Source organism: Sphingomonas elodea ATCC 31461 (assembly GCF_000226955.1).
GTDB classification, from domain to species: Bacteria; Pseudomonadota; Alphaproteobacteria; order Sphingomonadales; family Sphingomonadaceae; genus Sphingomonas; species Sphingomonas elodea.
On the sequence record NZ_AGFU01000018.1, the window covers coordinates 15,882 to 32,115 of the forward strand.

Here is a 16,234-nt window from a genome sequence, read left to right on the forward strand (position 1 = left end):
CACGGGTCGCCGCCCTGTATCTGGTCGCAATGCTTTGGATCGTAGGAGATGCGGGCCGGGAGGTTTGTCCTCTACCGTGCCCCGGGGCTGCCTATGGCTGCCATGTCCCCCGATGGGGGCCGCCCCGCGCTGGCGGGGGGCGGCGGGTAGGTCGGAGCCGGGTAGTCGTGCCCGGCGTCCTGCTTATTCAGCGCGTTCGGCCAGCACGGTCAGGCCGCGCTCGTTGACTTCGGCGAAACCGCCCTCGACGCGGATCAGTTCGGGCGTGGTGGAGCCCGCCTTGTAGACCTCGATATTGCCGTCGCGGATCGTCGACATGATCGGCGCATGGCCTTCGAGCACGCCGAAATCGCCCTCGCTGCCGGGGACGACGACCATATGGACCTCTTCCGAGCGGACGAGACGTTCCGGGGTGACGAGTTCGAAGTGCAGCATCTTTTCAATCCTAAGCCCCTCTCCTTTAGGGGAGGGGTTGGGGTGGGGGACACCGCCCCCGACGTCGGTATTCGCTGGGGTTACGGGGCGCTCGCTTCGCTCGCGCCCCACCCCAACCCCTCCCCTGAAGGGGAGGGGCTAGTAGTAGCTTACGCCTCGTCGGCGAGCTTCTTGGCCTTGGCGATCGCGTCGTCGATGCCGCCGACCATGTAGAAGGCCGCTTCCGGCAGGTGGTCATATTCACCGTCGACCACCGCCTTGAACGAGCGCACCGTGTCTTCCAGCTGCACGAAGGCGCCCGGAATGCCGGTGAACACTTCGGCGACGTGGAAGGGCTGGCTGAGGAAGCGCTGGATCTTGCGGGCGCGGGCGACGGTCAGCTTATCCTCTTCGGAAAGCTCGTCCATGCCCAGGATCGCGATGATGTCCTGCAGCGACTTGTACTTCTGCAGAATGGCCTGCACCGCACGCGCCGTCTCGTAATGCTCCTGGCCGACGACGCGCGGCTCGAGCACGCGGCTGGTCGAGTCGAGCGGATCCACGGCCGGGTAGATGCCCAGCTCGGAGATCGCGCGGTTGAGCACGGTCGTCGCGTCCAGGTGGGCGAACGACGTGGCCGGTGCCGGATCGGTAAGATCGTCGGCGGGCACGTACACGGCCTGCACCGAGGTGATCGACCCCTTGTTGGTGGAGGTGATGCGCTCCTGCAGCGCGCCCATGTCGGTCGACAGGGTCGGCTGATAGCCCACGGCCGACGGAATACGGCCGAGCAGTGCCGACACTTCCGCGCCCGCCTGGGTGAAGCGGAAGATGTTGTCGACGAAGAACAGCACGTCCTGGCCTTCGACGTCGCGGAAATATTCGGCGATCGTCAGGCCCGAGAGCGCGACGCGGGCGCGGGCGCCCGGCGGCTCGTTCATCTGGCCATAAACGAGGGCGACCTTCGAACCTTCCGAGATGGCGTTGCCGTCGGCGTCCTTGGCGATAACGCCGGCGTCGAGGAACTCGTGATAGAGATCGTTGCCCTCACGGGTACGCTCGCCGACGCCCGCGAACACCGAGGTGCCGCCATGGCCCTTCGCGATGTTGTTGATCAGTTCCTGGATGAGCACGGTCTTGCCCACGCCGGCGCCGCCGAACAGGCCGATCTTGCCGCCCTTCGCATAGGGCGCGAGCAGGTCGATCACCTTGATGCCGGTGACGAGGATGGCGCTGTCGGTCGACTGGTCGACGAACAGCGGGGCCTCGGCGTGGATCGGCGCGCGCAGGTCGGTGCCGACCGGGCCGCGCTCGTCGATCGGCTCGCCGACGACGTTGAGGATGCGGCCGAGCGTTGCCGGGCCGACGGGCACCTGGATCTGGTTGCCGGTGTCGGTGACGGTCTGGCCGCGGGTCAGGCCCTCGGTGGCGTCCATCGCGATCGTGCGGACGGTGTTCTCGCCCAGATGCTGCGCGACTTCGAGCACGAGGCGCTGGCCGTTATTCTCGGTCACCAGTGCCGAAAGGATCGCGGGCAGGTTGTTCTCGAACGTCACGTCGACGACCGCGCCGATCACCTGGCTGATGCGGCCGACATTGTTGGTGCCCGTGGTCGGGGGGGTGTCTACAGCGGCGGTTGCCATTGTTGCTTTCCTTGCTTCGTGCAGCTTTTAGAGCGCTTCGGCGCCCGAAATGATTTCCACCAGTTCGGTCGTGATCGCGGCCTGGCGGGAACGGTTATACTGGATCGTCAGCCGGTTGATCAGGTCGCCGGCATTGCGCGTCGCGTTGTCCATCGCGGTCATCGACGCGCCCTGCTCGCTGGCCTGGTTCTCGAGCAGCGCCTTGAACAGCTGCACCGTCAGGTTGCGCGGCAGCAGATCGGCGAGGATCGTCTCTTCGTCCGGCTCATATTCCACCGCCGCGCCCGAGCTGGCCTCGGTGGTCGCGGGGACCGAAACCGGGATCAGCTGCTGCTCGGTCGGCACCTGGGCCAGCGCCGAGCGGAAGTGCGAATAGAACAGCGTCGCCACGTCGAACTCGCCCGCGAAGAAGCGGTCGGTCACGTCTTTGGCGATCGCGCGGGCCTCGTCGAAGCCCGGGGTGCGCACCGCGGTCGTGTCGAACTGGGCGACGATCATGCCGGGGAAGGTACGGGCGATCACCGCGCGGCCCTTGCGGCCGACGAGGTAGAACTTCACCGTCTTGCCCTCGGCGATCAGCGCGCGCGCCTTGAGGATCGCCGCCTTGACGATGTTGGCGTTGAACGCACCCGACAGGCCCTTGTCGCCATTTGCGACGAGCAGCAGGTGCGTGTCCGCCTTGCCGGTGCCGGCGAGCAGACGGGGCGCGCTGTCGCTCGCCCCCACCTTGCTCGCCAGGCTGGCGACCACGCCCTCGAGGCGCTGGGCATAGGGGCGCGCGGCTTCCGCGGCGGCTTGCGCCTTCCGCAGCTTCGCCGCCGCGACCATCTGCTTGGCCTTGGTGATCTTCTGGGTCGACTTGACCGAGGCGATCCGGCCCTTGAGTTCCTTGAGGTTGGCCATCCGGCTGACGTTCCTTAGGCGAAGGTCTTGGCGAAGGCGTCGAGGACGGCCTTCACCTTGTCTCGCGTGCCGTTCTCGAACGCCTTGGTGGTGCGGATCTCGTCCAGCACCGCGGCATGCTGCGAACGGAAGTGCGCGAGCATCGCAGCTTCGAAGCGGACCACGTCCTTGACGGCGACGGCATCGAGATAGCCGTTGGTGCCGGCGAAGATCGAGATGGTCTGCTCTTCGAACGGCAGCGGGCTGAACTGCGGCTGCTTGAGCAGCTCGGTCAGGCGCGCACCGCGGTTGAGCAGCTTCTGGGTCGAGGCATCGAGGTCCGAACCGAACTGCGCGAACGCGGCCATTTCGCGATACTGCGCCAGCTCGAGCTTGATCGAGCCCGACACCTTCTTCATCGCCTTGGTCTGCGCCGACGAACCCACGCGGGACACCGAGAGGCCGACGTTGATGGCCGGACGGATGCCCTGGTAGAACAGGTTGGTCTCGAGGAAGATCTGGCCGTCGGTGATCGAGATCACGTTGGTCGGGATATAGGCCGACACGTCGCCCGCCTGGGTCTCGATGATCGGCAGCGCGGTCAGCGAGCCCGAGCCGTTGGCGTCGTTCATCTTCGCGGCGCGCTCGAGCAGGCGGCTGTGGAGATAGAACACGTCGCCCGGATAGGCTTCGCGGCCCGGCGGACGGCGGAGCAGCAGCGACATCTGACGATAGGCGACGGCCTGCTTCGAAAGATCGTCATACACGATCACGGCGTGCATGCCGTTGTCGCGGAAATACTCGCCCATCGCGCAGCCGGTGTACGGTGCGAGGAACTGCAGCGGCGCGGGCTCCGACGCGGTCGCGGCGACCACGATCGAATATTCCATCGCGCCATTCTCTTCGAGCTGGCGGACGATCTGCGCCACGGTCGAGCGCTTCTGGCCAATCGCGACGTAGATGCAGAAGAGCTTCTTCTGGTCGTCGTCCGACGCGTTCGGGCCCTTCTGGTTGATGAAGGTGTCGATCGCGACGGCGGTCTTGCCGGTCTGGCGGTCGCCGATGATCAGCTCGCGCTGGCCACGGCCGATCGGCACCAGGGCGTCGATCGCCTTGAGGCCGGTCTGCACCGGCTCGTGCACCGACTTGCGCGGGATGATGCCCGGTGCCTTCACTTCGACGCGGCGGCGCTCGGTATATTCGATCGGGCCCTTGCCGTCGATCGGGTTGCCGAGACCGTCGACGACGCGGCCGAGCAGGCCCTTGCCGACGGGGACGTCCACGATCGTGCCGGTGCGCTTGACGGTGTCGCCTTCCTTGATCTGGGCGTCCGAGCCGAAGATCACGACGCCGACATTGTCGGCTTCGAGGTTGAGCGCCATGCCCTGCACGCCATTGGCGAATTCGACCATCTCACCGGCCTGGACATTGTCCAGCCCGTGGATGCGCGCGATGCCGTCGCCGACCGACAGCACCTGGCCGATTTCCGACACCTGGGCGTCGGTGCCGAAATTGGCGATCTGGTCCTTGATGACCTTCGAGATTTCTGCGGCGCGGATATCCATCTTCTTCAGCCTTAGCCTTTCATCGCGTGCGCGAGGGAGTTCAGTCGGGTCTTGATCGACGAATCGATCATCTGGCTGCCGATCTTCACGACCAGGCCGCCGAGCAGCGAGGGGTCTACCGACAGGTCGACCGAGACCTCGCGGCCGATACGGGTGCGGAGCTGCTGCTTGAGCGCGTCGACCTGTTCGGCGTCAAGCGGGTGTGCCGAGGTCACTTCCGCGGTCGTCTCGCCGCGATGACTGGTGGCCAGCGCGCGGAAGGTGCGGATGATCGCCGGCAGCTGCGCCAGACGACGGTTCTCGGCGAGCACGCCGAGGAACTTGGTCGTCGTCGCATCCAGTGCCATCGCACCCGCTGCGGCGGCCACGGCCTTGCCGGCGTCCTTGCGGCCGATCAGCGGACTGGTGGTCAGCGCCTTGAACTCGGGCGATTCGTCGAGCGCCGCCCGCACGGTCGCAAGGCTGGCTTCGACGGCCTCGATGGCCTTGGCGTCACGTGCCAGCTCGAACAGCGCGGTTGCGTAGCGTCCGCTTAGGCTGGCCTGAATACCGCCGGAATTCTCCACGCGATTCGTTTCCTCTCGGAGGGTCGGAAGTGACCCCATGCACAAAAGGGGGGCGACGCATACTGCGCCCCCGATGGGTTGCCGGGCTGCTAGCATCGCGGTTGAAGGGATGCAACCCGAGTCGCCGAAACGTCACACGCCCATTTCATCTTCGTGCTTCGACATGTTGTGACGGGCGCAGGAAAAAGGGCGGGCGAGGGGATCGCCTGCCCCGATGTTGCGAGTCGCTGGCGCGCTCAGGCGAGTCGATAGGCGGCGGACCGTCGGCGACGCAGCATGCCGCCGACCAGTGCAAAGCCGCCGATCATCGTTGCCCAGCTGGCCGGTTCGGGTACCGCGCTCAGGAAGACCTGGCTCTGCCGGTCCTTGGAGAAGAGCAGCTGGAGCTTGTGCCCGGCAACCGCTGTCCAGCCGCCCGTGGTGATCTGGGTAAGATAGCTGTTGGCGAGCGCGCGGGCATCGTCGCTGTTGCCGCCCATGGTGTAGAATTGGCCGCTGGTGGTGTCGTAGCTGCCGCCATGCTCCTCCATGATCTCCCACACCGCCAGCTGGGTGGCGGCGGAGATGGTCTTGCGGGCGAGCAGGTCGGTTTCCTTGCCCAGCAGGAGATCGGAGTGGGTGAGCAGCGTCAGCAGTTGTTGCTGGCGAGTGGTATCGCCAAGCAGCACGGAGATATTCGCGCGCTCGAAGGTGCCGGTATCCAGTGCCGTTAGCGCAGCGACGCAGTAGGTCAGGAACTCGACGGCCTTGCCGTTCTCGGTACCCGTGAAACGGAAGCGGCTCATGCCCGGGTCGGTGCCCTGGAAGCCGGCGGGCGTGTAGACCATCAGGTCGCCCTTGAGATAGCCGGGATCGTCGTCGATGCCGGTGATCACCACGCTGGCGTGTGCGGCGGCGGGCATCACGGCGCCCAGCGCCAGAGCGGCGGCCATCAGTGCAGTGCGCATCGTCGTCTGTTCCCACCCGTTGAGTGGGCCGAGCGCTACCGCGCGGGTTGGACGGCCGCTAGATTATTGAAATTGGTGAATGACCGGCTTTGGCACAGCCGTGCCGGGTTGGGACGGGAAGGCATCACCAACGCCCGGAAGCCGTCATCCCCGCGAAGGCGGGGATCCATTTGCCAGGACGACACAGCAAGCGCCGATACGTTCCCACCAATGGATCCCCGCCTGCGCGGGGATGACGATCGCTAGAAAGGGCCGCGCGGACAAGCCCCGCGGCCGATCGCTCAGCGCGCGCGCCCTGCGCCGCCGCCCTGGCCGCGATTCCCGCCGGGGCGGCCCTGGCTGCTGCCGGCCGGGCGCGCGTTGAACTTGCGCTTCGGCGCGCCCGGGCCGCGACCCGCGCCAGCACCTGCGCCGGCATGGCCGGCACCGTCCTGGCGACGCGGCTGGTCGCTACGCGGACCGCCCTCGGCCCGGCGCTGCTCGCCACCGCGCGGCGCATCGCTGCGCGGACCACCGCGACCGCCGCGCGCCGGCTGGCCGTCGCCACGACGACCCTGGGCATGCTGCATCGCGCGGCCGTTGCGGCCGTTCTGCTCGTCGCGGCTCGCCGGCATCGGCGAGCGGGTCGACTTGATCTTGTCGGCCTCGGCCATGAAATTCTCCGGCAGCGGCTGCACGGTGAGCTTCTGGCGGGTCAGCCGCTCGATGTCCTTCAGGTACGGACGCTCGTCATCGGCGCAGTAGCTGATCGCGATGCCGTCGGCGCCGGCGCGCGCGGTGCGGCCGATGCGGTGGACATATTGCTCCGGCACGTTGGGCAGCTCGAAGTTGAACACATGGCTCACCCCCGACACGTCGATGCCGCGCGCGGCGATGTCGGTCGCCACCATCAGCTTGACCTTGCCCGAGCGGAACTCGCCCAGTGCCCGCTCGCGCTGCGGCTGGCTCTTGTTGCCGTGGATCGCGTTCGCGGCGATGCCGTTGCCGGCGAGCAGCCGCACGACGCGGTCGGCACCATGCTTGGTGCGGGTGAAGATCAGCGCGCGATCGATCTCGAGATTGCGCAACTGCATCGTCAGCAGCGCCTGCTTCTCGGTCTGGTTCACATAGGTGACGAACTGCTCGACGCGCTCCGCCGTGGTGGCGACCGGGGTCACCTTCACTTCGACCGGATTGTGGATGAACTGGCTGGCCAGCTCGCGGATCGTCTTGGGCATGGTCGCCGAGAAGAACAGCGACTGGCGCTTGGCCGGCAGCTCCTTCACGATGCGGCGCAGCGCATGGATGAAGCCGAGGTCGAGCATCTGGTCGGCTTCGTCGAGCACCAGGATCTCGATGCCGAGCAGGATCATGTAGCACTGGTCGAGCAGGTCGACGAGGCGGCCCGGCGTGGCGACCAGGATGTCGACGCCGCGCGCCAGATCGGTCTTGTTCTTGTGGACCGAGGTGCCGCCGAACACGGTGGCGATGCGCAGGCCGGTGCCGCTGGCATAATGCTTGGCATTGTCGGCGATCTGCGCGGCGAGCTCGCGGGTCGGCGCGAGGACGAGCATGCGGCAGCCGCGCGGCTGGGCGCGCTTGCCGCTGGCGACGAGGCGGTCGATCGAGGGGAGCATGAACGCGGCGGTCTTGCCGGTGCCGGTCTGGGCGATGCCGAGCAGGTCGCGGCCTTCGAGCAGCGCGGGGATCGACTGCGCCTGGATCGGCGTAGCTTCATTGTAGCCCTTCGCCGAAAGCGCAGCAAGGACAGTCTCGGAAAGGCCGAGGTCTTTGAACAACATGGAAAACCCTTACAAATGGGCCGGCGCACGGCCGTCTTCGAAGGGCGCGTGCGTAGGCGGGGTCAACAAGTGACGCCCCGCGTGATTTGGGAAGCCGGTAAGGACGAGGCAGAGCCGAGCGGCGCTTTTCCCTGGATAGGGCACGCGCCGCCGATCACGCTGCATGTAAATGCCTCGTCGTGAGGGCGCATATGGCAGCGATGCTGCGGCGCGTCAAGAAGCGCCGGCATGTTGGTCGTCCGTTAACTTCGATGGCTGTAGATTCGTGCATCTTGGGGCAAGGGAAAGGCGCTGGTGCTCGTCGCGAGGCTGGAAGTATGGGGCAGCATGGACGCGCGCGGCGCAGTGCGCTTCCTCGTGCAGAGCGAAACCACGGTGCGCGGCATGGACGGGCGGCCGTTCGATGCGGTGGTCGAGAATTTCTCGCGCACCGGCTTTCTGTTCAAGGCCGAGGTCGCGCTGGCGCCCGGCACGCTGATCTGGATCGGCCTGTCGGGCGCGGGCGCGCGCGAGGCGCGGGTGGTGTGGCGCGAGGAAACCCGCCACGGCTGCGAATTCCTGATGCCGCTCAGCCAGCGCGACCTGCAGCATGCGTTTCGGAGCCGGGAGCGCATGGTGGAGGATCTGGAGGCGCGGCTGCGGCGGGCGAGCATGTTGCGCGAGGGGGAGTAGGGCGTCTGCTCAGCATAGTTCGGTAGGCAGTGTCGCGCGGCAGCTCCCGCCCCAGTTGTGGAAATTCCTACAAAGCCGGTGCTGCGTCAGGGGTAGGTTTCATCAATTTGCAGACATGCTCCATTGTCACCCAGTCGATTGAGTTGGGGATGACGGGCAAGTATCGCTTTTCCGGCTTGTATCTGTCATTGCCGATGGATCCGCTAGCCAGATAACTGATCGCTGCAATGTATTTGCTGGTCCGCTCGTGGCAGTTGAATGAAATGAGGATCTTTTCGCGAGCGTATTTACTGCCGGGCAAATTGTCGCGCCGCGTCCAAACTTCTGCCACTCCATCCGACTTTGAGATGATCGTGGAATCATCCACGAAGAAGGATGTTCCATCCTTGCTCTGGCCCAAGGCACGCCAGTTCGGTTGAGCCTCTTGCGGCACCGGACTCACAGCAGACAACCAAAACAGTAGCATCGACGCCCCCCCCCTAGCGGGGAAATAACAACGCTAATTACCGCTTTCCACCAGATTCGGCTATGGGTGACGTGCCTATGCCTTTAGCCCGTCGGATCCGCCACATACTCCCGCTCCCGATATTCAAACCAGTCGAAATCCGCCGGCGTGCCCGTGCCGCCCATGTCCTGGCAGGCCATGCCGATGAACGCGCCGGTGAAGTTGGGCAGGCCGGGGGCGCTTGCCTCGTCGGAGAGGATCGAGGCGTCGAACAGGTCGGGGAGCCAGTGCCAGGCCTCGCTGCCCATCATGCGCCAGCCGAAGCGCAGCCGCTCGTAATCCACCTCGCAGCGCAGCTCGACCGGACCTGCCGGCAGCGGGACCGGCGTGGTGAACGCGTCGCCTTGGGGCGCATCGGGCAGGGCGGTCATCACGCGGAGATGGCGGCCCACGTCCTCGTCGTGGCTGACATGGAGATAGTGGAACTTGGTGCCGCTGTAATAGGCGACCAGCCCCGCCGCCTGCTGGAAGTCCTTTGGCTCGAAGTCGAGCGCGCAGCTGGCGGAGTAGCAGAAGGCCTGTTGCCGCCGCGCGACCAGCGCCTGGGTGAAGACGCTGCCGATCGTCTCGCGCCCGAACAGTCGCAGATGACCGGGCCGGGCGGTGAGGCTGAAGATTCGGGATGACTCGGGGGTGCGCAGCCATTGCAGGTCGATCGGCAGCATCGTCAAGTCGAAGTCGTGCCGTTCCTCGGTCGCGCGCGCAGGCGAGGCCGGGCCGGGCAGCGCCTGCATGTCCAGTTCCGGCAGCCCGAGGCCGTTGCGGGTGTACAGCCAGCCGTCCTCGCCCCAGCGCATCGGCTGGATTGCGGTCTCGCGTCCCAGCACGCAGCGCCCGCGACCGGGCAGCGGACGGCCGCACAGATAGGCGAGCCAGGGCTCTCCCTCGGGCGTGTGGACGAGATCGGCATGGCCGGCGCGCGCCAGCACCGCGTCCGGCCGGGTGCGGCTGGAGAGGATATGGGTGTCCGGGTGCAACTCGTACGGGCCGGTGATGTGGCGCGACCGGGCCATGGTGACGGCGTGGTTCCAGCCGGTGCCGCCCTCGGCGGTGATCAGATAGTAATAGTCCCCCCGGCGATAGAGGTGCGGTGCCTCGGTCAGCCCCAGCGCGGTGCCGGGAAAGATGTTGGTGCGTGCCCCCACCAGCATGCCTGCGATCGGGTCATATTCCTGCAGCACGATCCCGGCGAAGCGGTTGCGCCCCGGGCGGTGGTCCCACAGCTGGTTGACCACCCATTTCCTGCCATCCTCGTCGTGGAACATCGAAGGGTCGAACCCGCTCGAATTGAGGTGGACCGGATCGGACCAGTCGCCGTCGATCGTCTCGCAGGTCACGAGATAGTTGTGAAAGTCGCGCAGCGACGCGCCCGAGGCGCCGCCCACCGTAGTGCGGCCATAGCGCTTCACATCGGTGTAGCAGAGGAAGAACCGCTCGCCGTCATGGGTGAGGCATGGCGCCCACACCCCGCAGCTGTCCGGATCGCCGCGCATGTCGAGCTGCGCGGCGCGGACGAGCGGTCGCGCCACCAGCGTCCAGTTGGCGAGATCGCGGCTGTGGTGGATCTGCACGCCGGGGAACCACTCGAAGGTCGAGGTGGCAATGTAGTAATCGTCGCCGACGCGGCAGATCGACGGATCGGGGTTGAAGCCGGGGAGGATCGGGTTTCGGATCATCGGGGCGCCTTGACGAGGGTCCAGAGAAGCAGCGCGGCGAGCAGGTCGAGCAGCCCGAGCGCGACGAAGAAGGGGCCATAGCCGAGCGAGGCGACCAGCCCGCCGATCAGCAGCGAGAAGATCAGGATGCTGCCATTGGCGAAGGTGCCCGCCAAGCCGGCGACGGTGCCGAGCTCGCTGCGCGGGAACAGGTCGCTGGCCATGGTGATGACGGTGACCGACAGGGTCTGGTGCGCGAAGCCGCCAAGGCAGAGCAGCGCGACCGCCGCCCAAGCGCTCTCGACGCTGGCGACGAACACCATGCCGGTCATCAGCACGGCGCCGAAGGTGAAGGTCCAGCGCCGTGCGTTGATCAGGCTGATGCCGCGCCGCTGGAGGAACAGCGCCAGCGCAGGCCCGAACATGCAGCCGAGGTCGGCCGCGATGAAGGGCAGAAAGGCGGAGACCGCGATCTCGCCAAGATTGAAGCCGCGCACCTTCACCAGATAGAGCGGCATCCAGAAGGTGAGCGTGCCCCAGGTCGGGTCGGCGAGGAAGCGGGGTAGCGCGATGCCCCAGAAGTTTTGCTGGGTGAGCAGCCGGACGAGCGAGGGGCGCTCGCCGCGGTCCTGGATATGGGGCTCCTGGCCGCTGAGAATCAGGTCGCGCTCGCGCGCCGAAATGCCGGGATGGGCTTGCGGCGAGCGGTAGTTGGCGAGCCACAGCAGCGCCCAGAGGAGCGCCAGCACGCCGGTGACGACGAAGGCCGCGCGCCAGTTCCACAAGGCGATCGATCCCGCGACCAGCGGTGCGGCCAGTGCCGCGCCCGCCGAGGCACCGAGATTATAGATTCCGCCCGCGAATCCGCGTTCGCGCGCCGGAAACCATTCGGAGACGACCTTCAGCCCGCCTGTGTGCGATGTGCCCTCGGCAAAGCCCAGCATGCCCCGCAGCGCGAACAGCCATTGCCAGCTGAAGGCAAGGCCGTGCGCCATGCTCAGCAGACCCCAGCCGGCGGCGAACAGCGCCAGGCCCGAGCGCAGGCCGACCACGTCGAGGATATAGCCGACCACCGGCTGCAGCATGATGCCGCCCTGGAAGGCTGCGGTGATGTAGGAATATTGGCGCTCGTCGATATGGAGATCGGCCATGAAGCTCGGCGCGGCGACCGCCAGCGTGCTCCGCGTCAGATAGTTGAGCATCGTGCCCAGCATGACGATGCCGATGATCCACCAGCGCAGCGCGCCCGTGCGGTGCCAGAAGGCCATTCCCTCTCCCTTTCGCGCGCCACTACGCCTGTTAACGTTAACGTTGCCAGCAAAGTCGGCCGGCCGCAAGGTGGTAGACGGATTTGATCGCACGTCCCAGGATGTGTGGCCGCACATCGGCGCGTATAGCAAGCATCATGACCGATGCCGCTGCCCCGGATGATCCCCGCTGGACCGCCTTCGTTGCGCGTGATCGGGCGCAGGACGGACGCTTCGTCGTCGCGGTGACGACAACCGGCATCTACTGCAAGCCCAGCTGCCCTGCACGGCGCCCCCGCCCGGAGCATGTCCGCTTCTTCGAGCGGGGCGAACAGGCCGCCGCATCGGGCTTTCGTGCCTGCCTGCGCTGCAAGCCGGATGATGCCGCGCGCGATGCGACGGCGGTAGCACGGGCGACAGCGCTGCTGGACGCGGCGGAAGAGACGATCGGACTGGAGGCGCTGGCGGCGGCGGTCGGCTATGCGCCGCACCATTTCAACCGGCTGTTCAAGCGGGCGACCGGCGTGACCCCGGCGGCGTATGCGCGCGGCCTGCGTGCCCGGCGCGCGGCTGCGGCGCTGAATGCGGAGGATAGCGTGACCCAGGCGATCTACGCGGCAGGCTATTCGGCGCCCAGCCGCTTCTATGCCGAGGCGGGCGCCCGGCTCGGCATGGCGCCGAGCGCGTGGCGGGCGGGCGGTGCAGGCGTCACGATCCGCTGGACGATCGCGGCGACCAGTCTCGGCCCGCTGCTGATCGCCGCAACGCCCAGGGGCCTATGCCGCATCGCCTTCGACGAGGATGCCGCCATGCTCGCCCGCCGCTTCCCCGCAGCGACGGTGGTGCCCGGCGACGCGGCGTTCGCGGCGCTTGCGGCGGAGGTGGTGGCGCTGGTCGAGGACCCCAAGCGCCAGCGCGATCTGCCGCTCGACGTGCAGGGCACCGCCTTTCAGGAGGCGGTGTGGCAGGCGCTGCGAACGATTCCCGCGGGCGAGACCCGCAGCTATGCCCAACTCGCGGCGATGGCAGGCAATCCCGGCGCGGTGCGTGCGGCGGGCACGGCGTGCGGCGCCAATCCGGTCGCACTCGCCATCCCCTGCCACCGCGCGCAGCGCGGCGACGGCAGCATGGGCGGCTATGCCTATGGACTGGCGCGCAAGCGGGCGCTGCGGGCGCGCGAAGGCGTGCGCGAGCGGAAGTAGCTTATTGCCCCGGTGCGGGCGCGCACCGGTAGACCAGCTTCTCGTTATAGGCCGGCGGCAGGCTTGCCCGCATCAGCTGCTGCAGGCTGGCGAGGCTGGCGCGCTTGGCCTGGTCGGCGGTGCATTGGGTCACCGGCACCGGCGCCTTCACGTCGCGCACCTTCTGCATGTCCGCGGCGGAGAGGAAATAGCGGGTGTCGGTCAGCGTCGCGGCATCGGGATCGAATTCGCGTACCGTCACCGTCTGCTCGTCGGTGGGAACCAGTACGCGCTGCCAGCGCCGGCCCGATTCGGCATATTGGGTGCCGCCGTCGACGCAGCCGTCCGGCCCCACATTCACCCGCACCGGCTCGCCCGCCGACACCGTGATCCGGCTCCGCTCCGGCTGAAGGGTGCAGAGCAGCGGTCCCTGCGCCGCATCGGCCGGTAGCTTCGCCTCGGCGGTTTCGTTGCCGGTGCCGGGCGCCGCGATGCTGGCTTCGTCGAAGCTCGGCCGCAGCACGAACAGCGCGACCGCGCCGAGCAGCAGCGCCCCGCCGCCTACCGCGGCCCAGATGCCCGGTCGCTGCTGGTCGCGCGAGAGCAGCAGCCCCGCCGCGCCCAGCGCCAGCGCGCCGAACACCAGCAGCACGGCCGCGCCCGCCATATAGGTCTCGCGGGTCGATTCGTTCGCGGCGCGCGCCCTGTCGATCGCCGCCTCGCGGGCGCGGGCCGCCGCCGATTCGGCCTGCGCCGTCCGGCTCGCGGCGTCGGCGCGGTCCTTCTCCTCGTCCGCCTTGTCGAGCGCCATGCGCTGCTCGACGCTGATGCACGGCGCCGCGATCTGTACGAAGGGCTGCTTGGCCTGGGTGAGGAAGCCGGTCAGCTCGCTGTCCGAAATGGCGAAGGCGAAGGTCGCGTCGCCTTCCTCGCTGTTGGTGATCGCCGAATTGACGCCGAGTACCCGCCCGCACGCGTCGAGCAGCGGCCCGCCCGAATTGCCGCGGGCGATGTTGGCGGTGTGGAGCAGCACCGAAATGCCCTCCAGCGTGCGCGTGCCGGCAAAGCCCCCTTGCGAGCGCACCGGCGACTGGGGTGTGATGAAATCCGCCGCCGAGCGCGCCGTGGCGATGTCGACATTGCCGGGATAGCCGAGCGCGATCAGCGTCTCGCCATCGGTGGCGGTGCCGCTGAACAGCGCGAGCGGCGGCAGCTTGGCGCCGGTGAATTCGATCAGTGCCAGGTCGCGCTTGGTGTCGATCGCGATCAGCTTGCCCTGGAACGACTTGCTGCCTTCGGACGGCACGACGCCGATCACCACGTTGCCGGGATAGCGCGAGGCGAGCTCGACGACATGGGCGTTGGTGACGACGCGGTTGGGCGCCACCGCGAAGCCGCTGCCATGGCCGAAGCCGACCACCTCGTCGTCGGCCACCGCGATGGTGACGATCCGCACCACGCCGCGCCCCGCTGCCGAGATGTCGTCCGCCCGCGCGGGCGAACTCCAGGCGAGCAGGAACGCCACCAGCATGATCATCTGCCGCATGCGCGGAAACACCCCGGTTGTAGCCATGCGCGGCGCTTTCGGCGAAAAGCGGCGGCGGTTCAAGCCGCGGCGGGGCACCGGCGCGGCTATTTCGCCGGTCCCGGCGCTGGGCCCGCGCCGTTCTTCCGCGCGTCGATCGTGTCGATCAGCGTCGAGGCGGCGGCGCCGATTCCCGAGGCGTGCGGATCATAGGTGAGCGCCAGCAGGAGGGATCGTGCCTGTGCCGGCTTGCCGTCGGCCAGCAGCATCGTCGCCGTCTGCATCCGCAAGCCGCGGTCCTGCGGCGCCAGTTCATAGGCGTGGAGCAACCCCTCCCGTGCGATCGGGGGCGGCATCTGGCCGAGCGCGGCATAGCTGTTGAAGAACAGGATCAGCGGCCGGGGATCCTCGGTGTCCAGGCGGTTGGCGCGGCCGATGGTGCGGCGGATCTCGGCCCAGCTCTCGGGCTTGCGGTCGTTCGCCGCCTGCGCGATCGCCATCAGCGCCATCGCCCGGTAGCAGTGCGCCTCGACCAGGCCGGGATCGAGCGCGATCGCCCGGTCGGCGGCGGCCAGCGCCGCGGCGTACTCGCCCGCGTCATAGGCCGCCTCCGCCAGCGCCCGCTGCACGCCGGCATGGTCGGGAAAGCGGGCGGCGACCTTGCGCGCCTCGGCCAGTATCTCGGGCGCGGTGCGTGCGTTCACGCCGGCCTGCGAACGGACGATCACCGGGAGGATCGCCGCTTCGGCCGGCCCCAGCACCCGGATCGCCACCGGGGGGATCGCCAGTTGGTCGGCCGCGATGCGGAAGCCGCTGATCCGCGGCTTGCCGAGGAAGCGCTCCAGCTCCCGGTTGAGCGTGCCGAGATCGCCGAACACCGAGGCCGCCGCCTCGGGCGTTTTGCGCTCGCGGCTGATCGCGTCGAGATAGGCGCCGAGCTGCCCCTTCCGGCTGGGTTCGAAGGTCAGATAATGGACCAGCGCCCAGCCGCGCCCGTACAGCGCGTCGGTCTGGTCCGGTCGCAGCTTGCCTGCCGCACCGGCGAGGATGGTCTGGATCGGCAGCGGCGTGCCGGTCAGCAGGCCATAGGCGCGATAGGCGGGCGCGGCGCCGAACTGGATGGTGCCCGCGCGATCGAAGCTGGCGGTGGCGTGGAACTCCGCCCAGCCTTCGGCCACCCAGCTGGGAAAGGCGGCGTTGGGCCAGGTAGTGAACATGAAGTGGTGGGCATATTCGTGCTGGAGCACCTGTTGCGGGCTCAGCGCGGTCCGCCCGCCGTCCGCCAGGTCCTCGGGCACGAACGCCACCGAGGCGCCGGCGCGGGGGATGTAGAAGCCCGCGATGTTCGCGTTGCGGGCGAGCGCCGCCACCCGATCCTGCGAGTTGAGCAGGAACACGGTCAGCCGCCCTGCCTTGCCCGGCGGCACGTCCGGCACGCCGCGTGCCAGCCGCAGCGCCTTGTCGAATTTCTCCAGCCGTTCGGCATAGCGGCGCAGCACCGGCTCGGCGGTTTCGCCATAGACGACGAAATGGCGCGTCTCCGCCACCCGCCAGTCGGCAACAGCGGGCGTGCTGATCAGGCTGGCCAACAACAGCGCCAGCACCGTTAGCCCCTTCATCACGCCTCCCCCGGGGACCGACATTGGCGCCC

General features: G+C 67.9%; 14 protein-coding genes. 2 read left to right on the top strand and 12 right to left on the bottom strand.

The genetic code is table 11. From position 1 onward, the window contains the following. Window positions 1–183 precede the first annotated feature (183 nt). The 7 genes from KK7_RS0106695 to KK7_RS0106725 form a co-directional block, all read right to left on the bottom strand. Window positions 184–435, bottom strand: a complete 252-nt coding sequence (locus tag KK7_RS0106695; RefSeq protein ID WP_010543869.1) for an ATP synthase F1 subunit epsilon — start codon at window positions 433–435, stop codon at window positions 184–186. Between the two features lie 149 nt (window positions 436–584). Next, window positions 585–2,057 carry a F0F1 ATP synthase subunit beta gene (gene atpD / locus KK7_RS0106700; RefSeq protein ID WP_010543870.1) on the bottom strand — a complete coding sequence of 491 codons (1,473 nt, stop codon included), beginning with the start codon at window positions 2,055–2,057 and terminating at the stop codon, window positions 585–587. A 27-nt stretch (window positions 2,058–2,084) separates the two neighbouring features. Next, complete coding sequence (locus KK7_RS0106705) at window positions 2,085–2,960, bottom strand: F0F1 ATP synthase subunit gamma (protein WP_010543871.1); 876 nt, start codon at window positions 2,958–2,960, stop codon at window positions 2,085–2,087. Between the two features lie 14 nt (window positions 2,961–2,974). After that, a complete protein-coding gene (atpA, locus tag KK7_RS0106710; protein WP_010543872.1) occupies window positions 2,975–4,504 on the bottom strand; it encodes a F0F1 ATP synthase subunit alpha in 1,530 nt (509 codons plus the stop codon). An 11-nt stretch (window positions 4,505–4,515) separates the two neighbouring features. Further along, window positions 4,516–5,070, bottom strand: coding sequence for a F0F1 ATP synthase subunit delta (locus tag KK7_RS0106715; RefSeq protein ID WP_010543873.1), 555 nt, complete (start codon window positions 5,068–5,070; stop codon window positions 4,516–4,518). 236 nt (window positions 5,071–5,306) lie between these two features. After that, the gene (locus KK7_RS23355) at window positions 5,307–6,017 is read right to left on the bottom strand and encodes a PEPxxWA-CTERM sorting domain-containing protein (RefSeq protein ID WP_010543874.1); all 711 of its coding nucleotides are present in this window, start codon (window positions 6,015–6,017) and stop codon (window positions 5,307–5,309) included. 281 nt (window positions 6,018–6,298) lie between these two features. Then, complete coding sequence (locus KK7_RS0106725) at window positions 6,299–7,798, bottom strand: DEAD/DEAH box helicase (RefSeq protein WP_010543875.1); 1,500 nt, start codon at window positions 7,796–7,798, stop codon at window positions 6,299–6,301. A 294-nt stretch (window positions 7,799–8,092) separates the two neighbouring features. Between KK7_RS0106725 and KK7_RS20250 the strand changes: the two genes are divergently transcribed. Beyond that, window positions 8,093–8,470, top strand: a complete 378-nt coding sequence (locus KK7_RS20250) for a PilZ domain-containing protein (protein WP_010543876.1) — start codon at window positions 8,093–8,095, stop codon at window positions 8,468–8,470. A 67-nt stretch (window positions 8,471–8,537) separates the two neighbouring features. On the opposite strand, the gene KK7_RS22510 is transcribed toward KK7_RS20250, so the two are convergent. From KK7_RS22510 to KK7_RS0106740, 3 genes are all read right to left on the bottom strand, one after another. Beyond that, window positions 8,538–8,936 (bottom strand): surface-adhesin E family protein, encoded by a 399-nt coding sequence (locus KK7_RS22510; RefSeq protein WP_138983926.1) that lies wholly within the window; start codon window positions 8,934–8,936, stop codon window positions 8,538–8,540. An 83-nt stretch (window positions 8,937–9,019) separates the two neighbouring features. Further along, the gene (locus KK7_RS0106735; RefSeq protein ID WP_010543877.1) at window positions 9,020–10,651 is read right to left on the bottom strand and encodes a glycoside hydrolase family 43 protein; all 1,632 of its coding nucleotides are present in this window, start codon (window positions 10,649–10,651) and stop codon (window positions 9,020–9,022) included. Then, window positions 10,648–11,898, bottom strand: coding sequence for an MFS transporter (locus tag KK7_RS0106740; protein WP_010543878.1), 1,251 nt, complete (start codon window positions 11,896–11,898; stop codon window positions 10,648–10,650). Before KK7_RS0106740 ends, KK7_RS0106735 begins: the two co-directional genes overlap by 4 nt. Before the next feature lie 137 nt (window positions 11,899–12,035). Here KK7_RS0106740 and ada point away from each other — a divergent pair, with 137 nt between their 5' ends. After that, window positions 12,036–13,079 (top strand): bifunctional DNA-binding transcriptional regulator/O6-methylguanine-DNA methyltransferase Ada, encoded by a 1,044-nt coding sequence (ada, locus tag KK7_RS0106745; RefSeq protein WP_010543879.1) that lies wholly within the window; start codon window positions 12,036–12,038, stop codon window positions 13,077–13,079. 1 nt (window position 13,080) lies between these two features. Here ada and KK7_RS0106750 read toward each other — a convergent pair whose 3' ends face one another. Next, on the bottom strand, window positions 13,081–14,631 hold the full coding sequence (locus KK7_RS0106750) for a S1C family serine protease (RefSeq protein WP_193377998.1): 1,551 nt from the start codon (window positions 14,629–14,631) through the stop codon (window positions 13,081–13,083). A 59-nt stretch (window positions 14,632–14,690) separates the two neighbouring features. Continuing rightward, window positions 14,691–16,202, bottom strand: a complete 1,512-nt coding sequence (locus KK7_RS0106755) for a hypothetical protein (RefSeq protein WP_010543881.1) — start codon at window positions 16,200–16,202, stop codon at window positions 14,691–14,693. Window positions 16,203–16,234 lie beyond the last annotated feature (32 nt).